Raw genomic sequence first — 18,166 nt, 5'->3', positions numbered from 1 at the left:
GGCTGATTACTAATTACTGATGAATCTAATTGTCGTCATCCGATTGTATAAATCGGGGGCGGTACGAATGATTTTTCTCAGGAGCTCATCCGTCACCCAAAAGACGAGGGGAAACGAAAATTTTTTGCTGAATTCGCTGCATAATAGGTTGGTAGAAATGAGCAATCGATCGATCGCCTCCACTGATTCCAAACCGAGGAGCATTAAAGCAGGAGGCTTTTCGCCGTCTATTTCTGCTGCAATTGTCGTGTAGAGAGTTGTCGCCGATTTGGGCAAAAACAGTTGCCGCGGTTTCACGGGACAATGTACTTGCAGCCGATCGACTATTTGCTGCCGCAAAGTTAGCGAGTTACAGTTGACTAAAACGAAAGAAAAGTAACCTTGGGAAAGACGGAGCGCCCGCATTAAAGTTGAGAACGACCGCTCGTTATATTTAGCTGATTCGTACTTAGCTGCATCGTCTTTAGCTGTATTTTCTGAGCTTTGCTCGACAAACATAAATTGCATATTTTTTATCTAGTTTTAGAGATTTTCTAGATTAAATGATCTTTCTAAAGAAAATGTGAATATCGGAAATTTATTTTTCGTTTAAAAACTTTGGGTAAATATACCATGGTTTTAAATTAATATCAATAGTCTGATCGAAATAGTCCGATCGACAGATTTGGCTTGCACAACTCAAAAAGCACCTGCGACGGCACAACAAAAGTATAGCTGCAGGCAGAAGGAAGAGCATATTTCGCAATGGTTTCAGCAATTAATAACGTTCTAAATATCTGGCACGATTGCTAGGTAAAATGTAATTAAAAATACAAAAAATCACCTGAAATTCTCAGCCAGCGGCAAAGTAAACCAAAAACTTGCCCCTGCACCGGGAGTGCTAATTACCCCAATTTGGCCGCCGTGAGCACCTATAATTTGCCGACAAAGATAGAGACCCAAACCCAAACCAACCGAGTGTCGGGATTGATCGCCCCTAACGTAAAGGTCAAAAAGATGTTCGCACTGTTCCGGCAATATTCCCGCCCCGTCATCTTCCACGGTACAATAAATCATCCTAGCTCCGGGATTGGGGATTGGGGATTGTGGATTGGTAATGGGGGATTGTGGATTGGTAATCGGTAACTTGTCGGTGTCTTGCTTTGCTGTGCTTTGATTTATAATTAATTTATCCGCCTGGATTACTTGAGCCGAAACTGTTAAACTCAATCCCGGTAGATTGTGTTTCAAAGCATTAGAAATTAAATTGGATAACACGCGCCACAACTGAGTTTTGTCAGCATTCACGGCTGGCAAATCATCCGGAACCAAATTTTTAAAAGTAGCTTTACCCTCATTCATTAAAGGCTCCAAATCTGTCGCAGCAGCTTCAACTAGCGCCCTCAAATCAACCGATTCGCAGTGCAAAACAAAACCGCGCAATTCCCCGGCGTGAACTTCCAACAGCGAATTTATCAAGCGCAATTGCTGCTCGCTACCTTGAATCATCCGCTCCAAAATAGAACGGGGAATTGCGATCGAATCCCCAGGTTTCGTCTGCCAATTTTTCAGCACCATTAACATTCCCGCCACCGGGTTTCGCAAGTCGTGAGAAAGAGCGTGGATAAACATCCGCAGCGATTCTTGTGCCTGTTTGCGCTGCGTGATATCCTCAATTAAACCCTCATAATAAAGCACGGCGCCGCTGCTGTCCCGTACCGCCCGCGCCTTCTCAGAAATCCAGACAATACTGCCGTCTGAGCGGTAAATTTTAGATTCAAAATCCGATACTGTGCCGCTTTCCTCTATCGCTCGCAAAAACTCCTTTCTGCGAGCCGGATCGACGTACAACTGCCGCTCAATATCAGTAAACTTTGCTGTCACTTCTTCGGGAGAATCGCAGCCGTAAATCCTCGCCAAAGCTGGATTTGCAGTAATATAACGACCATCGGGAGTGCTTTGAAAAATTCCCTCGCCGGCATTCTCAAAAATGCTGCGGTACTTCGCCTCCGCCACCTCCAACTGCTGGTAAGCAGATTCCAACTCACGCCTGGTACTAAACTCTTTCCGTTGCAGACATTCGTACCAATAAACCGACAAATCGCAAATCAAACAAATCCAAAACAAATATAAGTACAACCCGGTCAACTTAAAAGGAGTATACTTAGCAAAACTTAGATTTAAAACCAAATTTATCCCGACGTGGCAACACAAAACGCCGAGTTGAGAAATCAGGTGGAGGCGCCAGCGGACGGGGATCAGCGTAGCTTGGATCAAAAACGCTAAAATCCAAGTAAAAATTGGTAATTCCCCGGCTTGTGCGACAGCTAGCCCAAGCTGTACAACCACAGTCAGCGACCACGAAAAAGCCAAAAATAGCAAACCGGGATAGCGCTGTCCAAAGGAGGTTTTTTGCAACACAAAACAGGTCAACAAACCCAATTCTACAGCAGCGCTCGTGTACAAATAAACACTTTCAAACTCCTGGTGAGCGAAGAATCTTTCGCCTAGAAAATAGACCGTTATTGTGAAGGCAAAAAAGATGGCAATTCCGACTGCAGGGCGCAGCCGCTCTCGGAGGAAGCGATCGCGCCACACCTCGTAAACCGTTAACGCCTGAACGGATTTTGCATTGCCCAAATAGTTCATAGCATTTTAGATTTTAGATTTTATATTTTATATTGACAAAGATCGATCGTCCGAGTTGACAGCAGGTAGCGAAAACCAGAAAGTCGAACCACCGCCGGGAGTGCTTTCGACGCCAATTTCGCCGCCGTGAGCTTTGATAATTTGCTTCGAGAGGTACAAGCCCAAACCCAGCCCTGTTAATTGTCGGCTATTAGGGTCGTGAACGTAAAGTTCAAATAGAGATTCCCGCTGTTTGGCGCTGATTCCTACTCCATTATCTGTTACAGTACAGCGAACCATTTTTACTGTGACTCCGGGCAATTTGCTGCCGATATTGCCAATTTGGCCCTGATAGCGGGGCATTTTGCAACTGCCGTCCAGGTTAAATTTGGCCAGGGTTTCCTGATTTTTTTGGGTTGTCTCGCCTATCCTAGGACGATCGCCCGCAGGAGATATCCGGTTAGCGATACAGCGGGCGAGCGGATTATTGGGCGATGTTAAAGCCTGGAAATTTTCTTCATAACTTAGCGCTGTTTCAAGTTCAATTACCTCGGCTTTAAAAGTTATATTGACTCCCGGAGGATTGTGCTTAATAGCATTAGTCAACAGATTTTCTAGCACCCGCTGCAAGTGTTGGCGATCGGCCTTGACTTGTGGCAAATCCACTGGTATTTCCTGAGTTAAAGTTGCTTGATTTTTGGCTAGCATCGGTTCTAAATCGGCAACAATGGCTGAAGCTAAAGACTGCAAATCTAGCGGTAAAGGATTGAGAACAATACCTTTAACCTCGCTAGCGTGAGCATCAAGCAGGGAATTAACCATAGTCAACTGGTGTTCGCTGGCTTGAACGATGCGCTGCAAAATCGATCGAGAAACCGGAACATCTTGTAGAGAATCAGAGGCCGATTTGTTGAGCAAATTTTTCAGCAGTATTAACATTCCCATAACAGGAGTGCGGAGATTGTGAGAAACTGCGTGCAAAAATAGGTCTTTGAGGCGGTTGCTTTCTTGCAGTTCGTGCATTTTTTGCTGTAGTTGGCGGGTGCGTTCCTCCACTTGATATTCCAAGTTGGCATTGAGAGCTTTTACCTGCTGCAAAAGTTGGGCTTGCTGGAGAGCGATCGCCACTTGGGTAGCGAGTTTTTCTAACAAATCTATTTCAAATTCCTGCCACTGGCGGGACCCGGAGCACTGGTTGACGGCCAAGAGCCCGAACAATTCATCCCCCAGGACGATCGGCACATTTAACGTCGCGCGAATTTGATAGTCGCTGTACAATTGGGCAATAGGAACGCTGAGTTGAACGCTAGCAGTATCGGAGATAGATCGGACGCGGTTGTTAGCATAAAAAGTTTTCTGGTTTTCGAGGTGATTCTCGTCAGCGAGTACCCACCCCAAAAGAGAACGGTATTGGGCATCCACAGACTCGGCCACAACCTTACCGTATACCGGGCTAGGAAGATTTACCCCGTCCGCGTCCACAATACCGATAAAAGCGCGGTCTGCCTTGAAAAATTGCCGGACTTCGGCAACAGTAGTGTTGAGAATTTCTTCGAGGTCGAGGGAGTTGCGAATTCGCAGGGCGATTTCCGAGAGCAAGCGATCGCGATCGGAGGACGCCCGCAAAGCGGTTTCCGCGCGGTGGCGTTCGGTAACGTCTTGGACTGTGGCGGCGATCGCCCCTGACTGAATGGCCGACTGTTCGCAGACAGTGCGTTCGGAACCGTCTGCCAGCACAATTCGGTAGTTAATGCAATAGGGTGTGCGCTCAAACATAGCTTGGCGCTGCGATCGCGCCACCAATTCTCGGTCTTCTGGATGTACGGCCTGCAAAAAAACTTCTGGTGTAGGTTTGACAGTTCCCGGAGCAAAACCCAAGAGGCGGTAAAGTTCGTTTGACCACCGCAATTCGATATGGGATCTACGATCTTCTGCGGATTCTTGGCAGTTGTCAGTTGCTGTGAGGGCGGCGCAATTTAAATCCCAATTTCCCAACTGAGCGATGCGCTGAGCGTTGGCTAAACTAGCTTCGCGGTCGCGCAGCATGGCGGCCGTGCGGCGCACCTCCACCAGCGCTTGCTGGCGTTCTGCTACGGCGGCGGCCAACATCAGAGCCACAAGGGCGATCGTACCGGTAAAAGCTTGTAAAAATAAAACCGCCTGTTTGAGATTATCGCTTTTGGCCAAAAACGGGCCGCCTCCCTGCACCGCTCCCCAAATCGCGATGTAAGATACGATCGAATAAGCAAAAATCGCTCCCGCCGGTTGAAACCGCAGGGCAGCCCAAACTATCAGAGGAAAAGGCAGATACTCCAGCGGATACTGAGCGATCGCTGCTTGTATTTTAGAGCAAAAAAACAGCCAGCTCACGCTCAGCAATAGAGTCAGCCAGAGCGCTATTTCTGAATAATTAATAATTACAAATAGAAGATTGTAGCGGTTTTCACTTGCAGAAAATCGGCTTGAATAATTTGTAACTCGTGATTCGCCATCGTCCCAGTTAAAAAATGCTTTTAAACTTGAAATAATTCCCGGTTTAATCTTACCTTTTACACCATTTTCAATAACAGGCAAAATGCCTGTACCACAATCAAATTCATCTCTCGCTTCACAGGCATCTTGCCTGTTCCTAAACAAGTAATTGAGAATAATGAAACATCTCAGTTTTAGTGGAGATTTAAAACTATTAACGGCGTGGTTCAAAGTCAGCAGAACGGGCGTCACAATCAAAATTCCCATGCCGTCTCCGAGCCACGTAGTCCACCAGTTGCGAGAGAAATTGCTCCACTGAGCCCAACCAAAAATGCACGTTCCCAAGTTGCCGAGGATAGAGCCTAGGAAAGTAGACCCTATGACCGCGCCCGCTACTAAAGCCAGAACATCTCGCAGTCGATCGAGTTTGGTAGAAAATCCGCTCCAAGTCAGCAAAGCCTCTCCAGCCAGCGCTTGCAGGGTGACGCTAAAAGCCGATGTGGCAATGACAGCCGACGGTATACCGCCGGTAGAGTTTAACAGCACTGAACCGAGGACAATTCCCGGCCACATCCGTCGCCCTTGCAGTAGCAGGGCTGCTAGAGCAATACCGGCGGGCGGCCACACGGGGGAGGGTTCGGCTTTCACCAGTCCCAGCATCGACGCTGCGAGTTTTCCGGTAACAAAGTAGGCCAGCGCCAGGATGCCGGTGTACAGAAGCGTTCGAGTGCAGCGGTTGAGCAGTTTCATGTTTAGGTGCGATCGAATCCTCCATTCCTAGTTTTTAATTTAGGCGGCTTTGGGGCGATCGAGCTTCCTCCTGACGACTCACCTGACTGGGGGAGTGGGAAGTTGACTGTTGACTGTTGACTGTGGACTGTTGATTGATGACTGATGACTGTTGTGATTGGTGATTAGTAGCAGCTAACAACTCCCCATGCCCCATGCCCCATGCCCCATGCCCCATGCCCCATGCCCCATGACTTCTTAAAATCCAAAACTCCGCTTGCCATCCGGCTTAACAGTAAGCCAATTAGTCTTTGCCATTGCCAGTTGTTCCTCAGAAACTGTAGCGTTCGTAAGATTCGCCCCGCACAAATTTGCTCCCCGCAAGTTCGCCTTAGTCAAATAAGCCCCCGTCAAGTCAGCACCTCGGAAATCCGCCCCTTCAAAATTGGCAGTGCTGCAATAAGCCTCAGTCAAATTAGCATCTCGCAAATTCGCCTGAATTAACCTCGCGTGACCCAAATTTGCCCCCGACAAATCGGCTGCTTGCAAATTTGCTTTTACCAACCTAGCCTGATAAAAATTCCCCCCAGCTAACTGCGCTTTTTGCAGTTGCAAACCCGACAGTTCGCAGTCAGCAAAATCGCGTTTGCCTTTAAAATATGCCGCTCGCAAGCTGTTGGTATCCCACTTAGGAGCAACTTTCGATAGCTTTGACGCTGCTAAATTGTCGCTAGAAGGTCCAACCGTTCCGAAAGTTCTGCCGGACTCAGCCAGAGTCCGGGAAACTCTCGGCTGCATCCCCGTGTTCCCAGATTGGCTGAAGGAAGTTCTACCAGCGCGGGTGTGGTTCGATCGTAAATCTTCATTGATTTTGCTCCTCGGCGGTGACCACGAAGAACCCTCGTCATTAAATATTGTCGGTTCTTCAACTGTACGAGAAGAGGCATTGAATTGAGTTGCCAAGCCATCCATAAGACTTGGGTCTTCAAATTGGCCCGAGAGAGCTCTGAGGACATCTGCTGCCGATTGGAAGCGATGCCCAACCATCGGCTTCAGCATTTTTTCGAGAATCCGCGCAAAATTTGGACTCACCTGAACGTGGGGCTGCCAAACAATTTCGCCGGTTACTCCATCAAAATCTAAATCCTTGGGCGATTTTCCTGTCAGCAAGTACAAGCAAGTCATACCCACTGCGTAGATGTCGCTGGCAAATATCGGCCGCAGCGCCATTTGTTCCGGGGGGGCAAAACTAAATGTGCCGACTGAAAATTTCGTGTTGGCGCTTTGGTCGGCGGGGTCTAATAATATTGTTTGGCTAACTTGGTCTTTTACCGCTCCGAAGTCAATCAGAACTAAGTGACCGTCTTGAATTCGGCGAATAATATTGGCGGGTTTGATGTCTCGGTGAATTACTCCTTGGCTGTGGATATATTGCACTACTGGCAGAATTTCTAATAGAAAATTTTTAACATCCGATTCGTTGAAACGGCCTGAGTGCTTGACTTCTTGTTTCAAAGTCGAGCCTTTAACATACTCTTGAACTAAGTAGAATTGCTGTTCCGTTTCAAAATAGTCTAGCAGCCTCGGTACTTGCGGGTGGTCGCCCAGTTGACCGAGGGTTTTTGCCTCTCGCTTAAATAATTCCCGCGCCATTTCTAAAACTCGCGGCGACGAACTACTGGGTCGCAGTTGCTTGACTACACAACTCGGTTGACCGGGCAATGAGATGTCTTTTGCCAGAAATGTAGCTCCAAAACCTCCTTGCCCTAAGGGTTCAATGACTCGGTAGCGAGCGCGCAGCAATAACCGCGCACCGCAAGTCTGACACTGAAGAATAGAGTCAGCAGGGTTTTGAGGATGGGGACAGCCCGGATTTACGCAGTAGCTCATATTGATTGAGTTTGCCTATGTTGTTCTGATCTTGTCAGCGTCGCTCGACTGCACAAATAGCCTGTTCCTGCTTCTGGTAGACATATTAATCTATCAGTTTTCGGCAGGCTGTGCCTTCGATTGCGAATTGGAATTGCACCTAAGTCTTTTAGGCCGATATCTTTTCCCTATTTTGATTATCTCGCTGCTGTGAGTTTTTTCGGTTGATTATCGTTGAAGATAGTTTAAAGACTTGCTAAAGTTGTGCTTTTTTGTGTAAAGTCTTTCTAAACTTAAGTGCTTTTTGCGTTGTTAGATGTCTCTAGCATACCTCATTCTCTGAATGAGAATGCTACTCATCCCCCAGTTGCCATCGACCTTGGGGTATATCCCTAGTTTTTGCCGATCGGTACCATAACACTATTGACAAATTTAAATTAGTATGCTATGAAAAGCTTTCCCCAATAAATTCTGGCACTCAAAAGTCGTAGCCGGTCGGCGCCGACTAATGACTAATAACTACAGAGCACTGACAACTAACTACTGACTAAATTATGCGTATTTCTCTAAAGTGGCTGCAGGAATTGGTGGATGTGGCAATATCCCCGGAAGAATTAGCCGAAACCCTGACAATGGCTGGGTTTGAAGTTGAAGAAATTGAAGACCGCCGCCCGTGGGCAAGCGGCGTAGTTTTGGGCAAAATCATCGCCTGCGAACAGCATCCGAATGCAGATAAATTGAGAGTTTGTCAAGTGGATGTCGGCTCTGGTGAAGCTTTGAATATTGTTTGCGGCGCACCGAACGCTAGGGCAGACATTTACGTGCCTGTCGCTGTTGTCGGCACTTATTTATCGACTATTGATTTAAAGATTAAACCTGCTAAATTGCGGGGCGTTCCTTCCGAAGGAATGATTTGCTCTCTGGCGGAATTGGGACTATCTAAAGAGTCAGCCGGCATTCACATTTTCGAGTTAGAAAATCCCGAATTGGGCAGCGATATTCGCCCGCTTTTGGGTTTAGATGACGTGATTTTAGATTTGACAGCAACTGCCAACCGGGCTGACGCTTTGAGCATGGTGGGCGTAGCGCGGGAAGTGGCCGCGCTGACTGGGGCTAGTTTGAGAATTCCCGCAGCGAATGGTGTGGCGATTGAGGGCAAAGAAAGTCCTGGTTTGGCAGTAGCAATATCGGAACCGCAAGGTTGCCCGATTTACATCGGCACGGCAATTGAAGGTGTGAAAATTGGTGCTTCTCCAGCTTGGTTGCAGCAGCGGTTGCAGGCGGCGGGAGTGCGGCCGATTAATAATGTGGTTGACGTGACTAATTACATTTTATTGGAATGGGGACAACCGCTCCACGCTTTCGATCGCGATCGCCTGCAATCTTTCACTGGTACTCAAGATATCAGCATCGGCGTCCGCTTTGCCAAAACAGGCGAATCCTTCAAAACTTTGGACGGACAAAACCGCAATTTGCAAGCTCAAAATCTGTTAATTACTGCTAGCGACAAACCTGTTGCCTTAGCTGGGGTAATGGGCGGCGAAGACACGGAAGTTCACGAAGGAACGCAAAATTTAGTTTTGGAAGCAGCGATTTTTGACCAGGCAACGATTCGCCGTTCTGCGCGCGCTCAAGGTCTGCGGAGCGAGGCATCGATCCGCTACGAACGGGGGGTCAATCAGGCGGCATTGACGACGGCCTGCAACCGCGCTGTATCCCTAATTTTGGAGTTGGCTGGAGGCAGTGCGACGGTGCAGAAAACGGCGAGTTCCGGCGATGATTTGAGTTTTTCGCGATCGCTCGAATTGCGTTTAGACCGAGTAAATTTGGTTTTGGGACAGTTGAAAAGAGGACAAACGGGCGGTTCTAAATATCTGGAACCGGAAGAGGTAAAAAACATTCTGACAGCTTTGGGATGCGAAGTTGTGCCAACGGAAAAAGAACGGGTGTTTGGGATAACTGTTCCTCCTTACCGTTACCGCGATTTAGAAAGGGAAATTGATTTAATTGAAGAAGTTGCCCGACTCCACGGTTATGACAATTTCTGCGATACTTTACCCAGCAAAACGGAACCCGGTTATTTGTCACCAGAATATGCGGCAATTCGGAATGTACGATCGGCTTTTCGGGCGGCCGGTTTGACGGAGTTGATGCACTATTCTTTGGTGAAAACTGAGGGAGACAATCAGGTGGTGCTGGCGAATCCGCTGTTTGTGGAGTATTCGGCTTTGCGGACAGAAATGCTGTCGGGTTTGATTGATGCTTTCCAGTACAATTTGGAACAGGGAAATGGGGCGCTAAACGGTTTTGAAGTCGGCCGCATTTTCTGGAAGGAAGAGGGCGGGCAGGATGCCCACCCCACAATGAAGGAAGCCGATGCCGTTGCGGGGATTATTGGCGGCGATCCAACTGTGTGGAAATGGCAGCAGGGAGGGCGCGATCGACCTTTGACTTGGTTTGAGGCCAAGGGGGTTTTGGAAAGCGCGTTTCAGGAGTTGGGTTTGTCGGTGGAATATCAAAGTGATTCCTCGAATACACGCCTGCATCCGGGCCGCACCGCTGCGTTATCGTTAAACGGAAAACATTTAGGAGTTTTTGGACAGTTGCACCCCCAATTGCAGCAAGAAAAGGATTTGCCTGAGCAGGTTTACGTGTTTCAATTAGATTTGGCGGTGCTGTTGGCAGCGTTGAATCGATCGAACGAGTTAACTCGCAAATTCGCTGGTTATTCGAGTTTCCCCGCTTCAGACAGAGACATTGCATTTTTCGCATCGGTTGAAGTTCCGGTTGTAGATATGCAGAGTGCGATGAAAAAGGCGGCGGGTAGTTTGCTGGATTCGGTGGAATTGTTTGACGAATATCGAGGCGACAACGTGCCGGCGGGACAGCGGAGTTTGGCTTTTCGGTTAGTTTATCGCGCGGGCGATCGAACTTTGAGCGAAACCGATGTCGAACCGGCACAACAAAAAGTTCGCGATGTCCTAGTTGAAAAATTCGGCGTTAGTTTGAGAAGCTAAAGAAGCCGCTACTCAGCAATGGAAACTGCCAGGGAATGAATTCCCTGGCTCAAAGCTAAAGTCCTCTCAAGAGGACTAATAAGATTTACGGATAACAAGGTAAATTTGCCATTTTGAGCAAAGCGAAGAATCTCAAATTATTGCAATAAAACCGTCTAAAGTGCATAATTGCTAACTAATGAACTCTTCAGTCCTCTTGAGAGGACTTCAGCTTTGAGGCGGGGGTTTCAACCCCTGCCGGACTCAATTTATAACGTTAATTAAATTGACACCAATGGCCGCAACATCTCCCCAACCATTAAAGTAATAAATTTCTCCTCTTATCTAACAAACCTCTCTCTTTCCCCTCTTCCTCTGCGCCCTCTGCGCTCTCTGCGGTTCATTAATCTTATTCTTAAAATTTTAGTTAAATCCTCTTACTCTTATTGTACAATAACTTTTAAACAAATTAATCTAAGGCTCAAAACCGTGACTAAATATGTGATGTGGGGAAGTTACTGCGAAGATGTTCTCGAAAAACGCGCTCCGTTTCGAGACGCTCATTTAGCAGGATTGGCTAAGCAGAAGGAATCGGGTGTGTTAAGTACGATCGGGCCAACGAAAGATTTAACAAAAGTTTTTGCAATTTACGAAGCAGCAGACGAAGCCCAAGTCAGAGAATTAGTTGAAACCGATCCTTATTGGGTAAATCAGGTTTGGACAGAATACGAAATCAAAGAGTGGATTCAAGCCTTTTAAAGGAGCTAACAGGGTGAACATCTTAAGACTAGGCGACGACGATTTAGTTCCAGTAGACTATGCCGATTTGCTGGACAAGATTTTAGAAACATTGCAGACTAAAAACCCGTTTAGCGTATCAGAAGACAGCCGCCGCTTGCTAATTGATATTGACACCATTGCTGCGGATGTTTCCAACAAGCAAGTGCGGCAACCCTTGGGTTCTTTTGAACCCCAAGCAGATTCTGCTACTGTTAATTTACCGCCGGAAATTGAGGAGCATTTTGGCAGTCAAGTTAGAAAAATCAAAAACTATTTGCGGCAGCACTTAGAATCTAAACTGCCTCGAAATACCTCGATTGAAAGGTTTGTCGCTAGTTTGATTAGTCCCTTAGACTCACCCTCTTTTCGGGGAAGCGGCCAAGAGTTAGGCTTTAAATACGATTTTGGCACCCGCTACCCTTCTTTAGAAAAAGAAAGGCTAACTTTGGAAAGCCGAGGTACTGGAAGCCATGCAGCTTTAAAATTGCATAAATTGACCGTTACAGTCCGAAATACTGATATTTTTGAACAAGAACTAAAAAAAGGTTTGGAAAACTATATTAATGAAAATGCCGACAATAACGATGATAAACAAGGACTTAAGCATCGTCTTGATGAGATGGTGGAAAATCCAGACTCTGATTTTCACAAATTAATCCGACTGGTAGATAAAGAAACTCTGGGGAAAATTAACAAAGAATCTAAGATTATTTATTTGGACTATCTGCTAGAACACATTCGCGCTAGCAGTACAGATACCGTAGGAATCATCTATTTACAAGACTTGATTCGCCGCCTCAGATTGATAGAAGATTACATCAACGATCCAAATAAATCCGATGGTGATTACGAGGTTAATTATGCTGGTGTTAGAGTTAATTACAGAGAAATTTTCGCGAGGGCAGAAGTCCTAGATGCACTGCCAATTATTCCTATTGTATCAGGTTACTTGGGAGAAAGTACCGACAATGCTCGTAACGAACGCAAGTTTATCTTTGGGCTGAAAATTAAATTTGATAATCAAGTTCAAGCGCGCGGTGGAAAAGATGTATTTGAGTATTATCTGAATCTGCTACATCCAGACAGTGAAGAACATCAAGCAGAATTGGCCGAAGATGCTAATAGCGAAATATTTGTACGTAAGGTATTAAAAATAGCACTGTTATATCACTTTGTCTTTGCATCTACCCACACTCCTGGAACGGAAAATTACAACCCTGAATTAGAACTTGACTTTAATCCTATTTCTGGTTTTGAGCAAGTCATCAAAAATGTATTGGGTCGTGACAATGACGAAATAAAAAGAAGACTTTTCCGAAATTTTGTGAAGAGGTTTAACGAAGTAAATGTTAAATCTAAAATCAACCATCTGAGAATAATGCTAAAAGGCTTTCTGGAACGTCAAACAATTTTACCAATTCGCACAGAAACGCGACACGTAAACCTCAAAATAGGTCTGGTAGAAGATATTGACAATATTTTGACTACTCCTAAATTTTTTAATGAAATTATGGAGCGAAATTACAAGCAAACGCTCCATTATATTACCGTCAAAGATCCTAGTGTCGATGAAAGCTCTATTTGTCAGCTACCAGTCAATATCACCATAGAAGATGTCCGCTATTTTCCTACTGATGAACGCCAAAATTTCAGCATGGAATACAATATCAAAGATGTCGATGTTTTGCCTTTACTTTCTGCACCTAAAGCCGATCGCTCTAGAGCGATCTACGAAAAACATTTTCAGACAAAATTAGTTGTGTTTCCCTACGACGACAGACGACTAGACAGCGGTGATAAAGGTTTACAACCTGCCGCAATTTTTGTCTATAAGTTTGCCATGCTGCTGCTGTCCTATATCTGTCTGAGGATATTGCTGGAAAATACTGCGGACAACTTATTTATTCCGATGGTGAGACTTCACGAAGGCGACGATAAAAACCCTTCGCCGTCAGAAAAATTTATGGCCAATCTTTCCAAAACATTCTCTCATATTTTGAGTGAAAAACAACGCTCAACTTCTCAAGGATTTCGGATTAGAAAAACGCCCAATGGTTACACAATTCGTAACGGTTTGAGTTCCCTGTATTCAATCCTTCCTAAAAAGTTTCGATTCGATGATAATGTACAGCTAGCTCCTGAGTTGGAAAAATTGGCAATTATTGTCGTTTCCAGCCGGGATAGTGATGCGAAAAGAAGCAATCAAAACCGCTTCCAAAGACAAGCCTGCTTAATCGGAGAAATTGTCGGAATTACTCGCCTAGATGATATTACAATTCAAGTCGAAATGCTGAAAAATCTTTCCGAGAATTACAGTGTCAGCCGTCTTTATTCTGAGCCGTTAATCCTTGAAGATGCAATGAGTCAGCTTTATCAACAAGGATATCGGAATTTCGCCTATATTTCGCAAGCACCTTACATGAGTACGCTGCATATTACTAAGACTGAGGAAGATGAGGAATTGTCTTTCATGTCCAAAAAACTTCTCCGAACTTTGAAGGGAGAGAGGCGAGATATCAAAATTTATCCGATATTTTTTGATAAATACTATGTCCGCAGTTTCCTAGGCGATAGGGGAAAATCTTTTTACATTCAGGATGCAATGGAGCTGGAAAGCTTGTTTGCAGATACCAGTCAGCAAGCTGTGATGTTTTTCAACTTGTTTAACGGAATTAGAGTCAGGGAGGAAAAGAACTTTTATAACGGTGTCATTTCCTACTCGACTCTGTTGAATATCTATCAAGGTATCCTAGACGATCAAGATATTCGTGAAGGTTTGATTTATGATAGTGCCATCAAAACTACTTTGCTACATTATCTAACAATATTCCACTTTTCTAGGTATGAAGCTCGTCACAATATTAGTTTAAAACTTGACCCCTACGAGCGAATTATTGGCGATGAATCGGTTGGTGCTTTGTCTATATTTAGTCATGCTCGGAGTAGCGCAAATTTTAATTCCTTGGCATTTTTGAATAAGGTAAGAGAAGTATTAAATGTCAGTGAGGGAGGGACTCGATCGTGATTGGTGAAGATTTTGGACGGCTGTTTGAGGTTGGATTTAATATCGGGATTCTGGCATATATTCAGCGGGAAAATATAGCTCATAATTTCGGTGATTCCTATCGTCTAGATTTGCAGAAACTCAAATTGCCCAAGATGATTGGGGAAATTACCAGAGAAGCTAATTTGCTCGGTAGTTTGGATGCTAAAATTGTTGAAAAATGGAGCTTATTTTTTGTTCAAAAAGGCTTTTTGGGTGGGTTGAATTTTTTCCGGGAGTACGTCAAATCTACTGGCTGCAATTTAAATGTGGTGAAGATTTTGTATTGTCAGTGCAGTTTTAGCGATGCTAACAGTATCAGAACTTATAATAAGGATCCAAAAGCAGGATTTACAGAGGTATTATCTCAGTTAAAAACTGCGAAACCCAATTTATCAGGCGATGAAATTAACTCCTACATCCGCCGCTACAAGAAAAAAGGTGAGTTTTTGCAAGCTGATACCCTGATTTTGTTGCAAAATGGTAAGGATTTTAGAATCCTGTGCGTTGATTTGTCTGTGTTTACTCCTCCGTTGACTTCGGAAAAATTCGATAATCTCAACGAAATAGAGGTAATGCGGAAGTCTTTGCTCAGAGAAATTAGCTATTTGCGATCGAAAAGTGTTTTTTCTAATCTGCGAATCGATACTAGCACTTTAGGTATTGACTTTTCGGAGGGTTTAAACCGCTATTTTACGGCTTTTAAGTATAAGGATAAGGAAAGCGCTAAGTTGATTCAGGCTGGTAGCTACGCTCACAGCTTCTACGGTTTTCTGCAAACAACTAATATTATTCCTCATGATGCTGATGTTTTGTTGAATGTTGTCGGTTATAGCGATCGCACAATCAGCACAATTTCCCTCCGCAGTGATAAAATTGACATCTTGGCGACTTGTGCCAAAATCTACCAGCAGGAAGCGAAAGATAAACAGATTAACGATGCTCGTGGCGAAGTTTTAGATGCGATCCAACTTAACGCAGGTTACAGTTTTCAGAATGGCAAAAAATTTGTCACCGATTTGTTAACAATTGGCAAAAATGTCGCACCTGTATGTCATACAGAGCGGATCTATAACTTTGTCAATTCCATTGATATTATATCAGATAAATTGGCAGATGATTTGCAAATCGATCGCGGATTACACCTGAGAAATGCTCACGCTCAATTAATTGTCAAAGCACTGGAATCTGACGAAACTTACCTATTTTTGACTGGGAATCCGGGAATTGGGAAAACAACTGCGATCGTAAATTTCCTGGAAAGCCATATCGACGAGGGTTTCTTATTCCTATACGTGAGTCCCCGCAAGCAAGTAAACTTAGATATTATCAAAAAATTTAAAGATAAAAATACTGGCTTGCTGTGCAACGATCGATTATTTTGTATCAACACTAACGCCGATATCATTAAAAGCAATTCAGGACACTGTACAGTTAAATACGCATCGAATAGCTATCGTGAAGATTTCACAAAAAAAACTGTTTGCTTCCTCAAGGATGATTCAGAAATTCAGAGGAGGGGATCTCATCAATCTGAACTTCAAAAAAAGGGAGAAACAGTAATTAAACCACTTAATTCCAAAGGAAATGGAGTGCTTAAGAGCATTTGCGAAGGTATATACGCGCTGCTCAATAGTCAGGTATCTAATAATATCGTAGCTACGGTTTCTATTCAATCGGTGAAAATGAAAGAGAACAGACAAAATACTCTAGAGCATTTAGATAAAGTTTTTCAAGATACTTATAATAAACGGGACAAACGGGTCATTCCCGCTAAGATGCAAGAAATCTCCAGTCGCATCAAACATATTTTCATTATGATAGATGAAATTACAGGAGATGATGGTGGCGTTGAGTTTTTAGCCGGAATTGCCAAGATTGTCAAAAAACATGATTTGCACAAGCGGGAACACGGCTTTAATACTAAAATTATTGTGGCAGATGCTTCGATAGTTGACCCTGATGTCATCAAACAACACCTGGATAACACGTCACCGGAACCGGACAAAATTTATTTTAAAAAGTTAGCTAGAGATTCTGAAGAAATTCAACCTTTACAAGTTATTCCTTTTAAATTTAACAATCTACCTGCAAAGGTTATTAATGCGAATTCCTACCCGGCGCGCAGTTTAGATATCACTTATAAGGTATTTGTAGAAACTCTTAAATACACTGAGAATGCACCTTTAAAACAGAATAGTAATTTAGTAAAGCGGGTTCAAACAGAAATGATTGAGGATATCAATCAGCGATTAGCTATCCCAGGTGTGGAACAAATTATAGTATATATTCAGAACAAGCAAAGATTGGCAGAATTAATTGAAAAAATTAAAGCTAGTCGCGAAAAGTTTGAGCAGTTTACCGATTATCTGGAAATTCACGCGAATATCTCGGAAGAGGAGAAAGAAAAAATACAGAAATACAAAAATACAGCTAAAGTAATCTTTATGACTGCATCGGGAAGTCGTGGACTTTCTTTCCCCAAAACCAAGCATATTTTAGTTGATATTCCCCGCTTCCAGATTGAGAAAAATCTGATGGAAGTGATACAGGTGATTTATCGGGGACGCGGAGAAGATGAGAACGGTAAAACCCTTGATGGTGAAGACAAAGAATTGGTTTTTTACCTATCTGATACCGCCGTTTATTACGCTGATGATGCGGAACTTTCCCTGCAAGAAAGTAAGTTAAGTTTGTTGAATTTATTGCTAATTTTGAAGACTGCGGTGATGACGCGAATTTCGGGATACGGTTATTTAGGTAGGGATAAATTTTTGATAATTCCGATTGGTGGAAAGTCGGTTTCCGCAGTCGGGGATACTTTTAGCAACAAAATGGCTGCTCTAATTAAGACATTAAAGAGCGAGAGCCAGCGAGGAAATATGTTGTTTAAGGAGGTTTATACGAGTCTGGAACAGCTTTTGGGTCGCGGGGAGTTTGTTTTGAAAAATTATGATAACTCTCGCCAAAAGGGCGATTCCTATCTGGAAATGCGGGACGATTTTAATCGTAAATTTTTGGATAAGTGCAATCCTCTTGATGGTTTGCTGAGCTATGATAATTTAGAACTCGGTCATGTTTGCGGTAGTTTGTTGGTCGTACCTCTAGCTAAACAAAATTTGGTAGAAACATACCAGATGCGGCTTCATCGAGAAATTAAGGAATGTCTAGAGAAGAAGTTGCTGCACAAAATGCGTCTAATTAGGGATAGGGATTCGTCCCCGGAGAATGTAATATCGGCAATTAGAGGCGGTGCGATCGAGCTTTTGCAATTTCTCAACAGCGAAGTTGAGAAAACTCAGTATTTTGAAGAGCAGAGTCAGCAGTTCGATCGCTATTATGCCATACCGCTGTTTGCTTTTGTTAGCGGGGAGGAAATGCAGGAGTATTTTGCTGACAGCAAGCTGGAAGAACCGGAAGACAGGCGGTTTCGGGATATTTTGTCGGCTTACGTGCGATCGATCTACCCTGTAGATAGTGTAATGCCGATCGGGCACAAGTATCAAGACTTTCCATTTATCGTGTTTAGAAGCTACAGTTTAGAGCAAAGTAGAGAAAAATTTTTCACAGATAAATATCTTTTAAGTTCCAACGAATTGAACGTGCTCAATTTAATTTTGTCGAAGCAGGTAAACTAGACCTCTTGCATTCCCAAGCTTTCAATTCCTTC

General features: G+C 44.2%; 9 protein-coding genes. 4 read left to right on the top strand and 5 right to left on the bottom strand.

Annotated features, from left to right (window positions below; translation table 11 throughout):
• Positions 1-9 precede the first annotated feature (9 nt).
• The 5 genes from QUA53_RS03130 to QUA53_RS03110 form a co-directional block, all read right to left on the bottom strand.
• On the bottom strand, positions 10-507 hold the full coding sequence (locus tag QUA53_RS03130) for a hypothetical protein (RefSeq protein ID WP_333095139.1): 498 nt from the start codon (positions 505-507) through the stop codon (positions 10-12).
• 312 nt (positions 508-819) lie between these two features.
• Complete coding sequence (locus QUA53_RS03125; RefSeq protein WP_333095141.1) at positions 820-2,628, bottom strand: PAS domain-containing sensor histidine kinase; 1,809 nt, start codon at positions 2,626-2,628, stop codon at positions 820-822.
• A gap of 27 nt (positions 2,629-2,655) precedes the next feature.
• Positions 2,656-5,829: an MASE1 domain-containing protein gene (locus QUA53_RS03120; RefSeq protein WP_333095142.1), complete on the bottom strand. Its 3,174-nt coding sequence runs from the start codon at positions 5,827-5,829 to the stop codon at positions 2,656-2,658.
• A 34-nt stretch (positions 5,830-5,863) separates the two neighbouring features.
• Positions 5,864-6,046: a hypothetical protein gene (locus QUA53_RS03115; RefSeq protein WP_333095143.1), complete on the bottom strand. Its 183-nt coding sequence runs from the start codon at positions 6,044-6,046 to the stop codon at positions 5,864-5,866.
• 20 nt (positions 6,047-6,066) lie between these two features.
• Entirely contained in the window at positions 6,067-7,698 is a 1,632-nt protein-coding gene (locus tag QUA53_RS03110) for a serine/threonine-protein kinase (RefSeq protein ID WP_333095145.1), read from the bottom strand.
• Between the two features lie 533 nt (positions 7,699-8,231).
• On the opposite strand from QUA53_RS03110, the gene pheT reads away from it, so the two are divergent.
• The 4 genes from pheT (at position 8,232) to QUA53_RS03090 (ending at position 18,134) form a co-directional block, all read left to right on the top strand.
• A complete protein-coding gene (gene pheT, locus QUA53_RS03105; protein ID WP_333095147.1) occupies positions 8,232-10,694 on the top strand; it encodes a phenylalanine--tRNA ligase subunit beta in 2,463 nt (820 codons plus the stop codon).
• Between the two features lie 468 nt (positions 10,695-11,162).
• Entirely contained in the window at positions 11,163-11,432 is a 270-nt protein-coding gene (locus QUA53_RS03100; RefSeq protein ID WP_333095150.1) for a YciI family protein, read from the top strand.
• Between the two features lie 13 nt (positions 11,433-11,445).
• Complete coding sequence (locus tag QUA53_RS03095) at positions 11,446-14,478, top strand: hypothetical protein (protein ID WP_333095153.1); 3,033 nt, start codon at positions 11,446-11,448, stop codon at positions 14,476-14,478.
• Positions 14,475-18,134 carry a helicase-related protein gene (locus QUA53_RS03090; protein ID WP_333095154.1) on the top strand — a complete coding sequence of 1,220 codons (3,660 nt, stop codon included), beginning with the start codon at positions 14,475-14,477 and terminating at the stop codon, positions 18,132-18,134. Before QUA53_RS03095 ends, QUA53_RS03090 begins: the two co-directional genes overlap by 4 nt.
• Positions 18,135-18,166: the final 32 nt, after the last annotated feature.

The organism is Microcoleus sp. Pol12B3, from assembly GCF_036701355.1.
GTDB lineage: Bacteria > Cyanobacteriota > Cyanobacteriia > Cyanobacteriales > Microcoleaceae > Microcoleus.
This window is presented reverse-complemented; position numbering and strand designations above follow the sequence as displayed.

Bases quoted from the DNA above. Each gene is read 5' to 3' on its own strand.
- QUA53_RS03125 (WP_333095141.1), bottom strand. From the start codon at position 2,628: ATGAACTATTTGGGCAATGCAAAATCCGTTCAGGCGTTAACGGTTTAC.
- QUA53_RS03130 (WP_333095139.1), bottom strand. From the start codon at position 507: ATGCAATTTATGTTTGTCGAGCAAAGCTCAGAAAATACAGCTAAAGAC.
- QUA53_RS03120 (WP_333095142.1), bottom strand. From the start codon at position 5,829: ATGAAACTGCTCAACCGCTGCACTCGAACGCTTCTGTACACCGGCATC.
- QUA53_RS03110 (WP_333095145.1), bottom strand. From the start codon at position 7,698: ATGAGCTACTGCGTAAATCCGGGCTGTCCCCATCCTCAAAACCCTGCT.
- QUA53_RS03115 (WP_333095143.1), bottom strand. From the start codon at position 6,046: ATGGGGCATGGGGCATGGGGCATGGGGCATGGGGAGTTGTTAGCTGCT.
- pheT (WP_333095147.1), top strand. From the start codon at position 8,232: ATGCGTATTTCTCTAAAGTGGCTGCAGGAATTGGTGGATGTGGCAATA.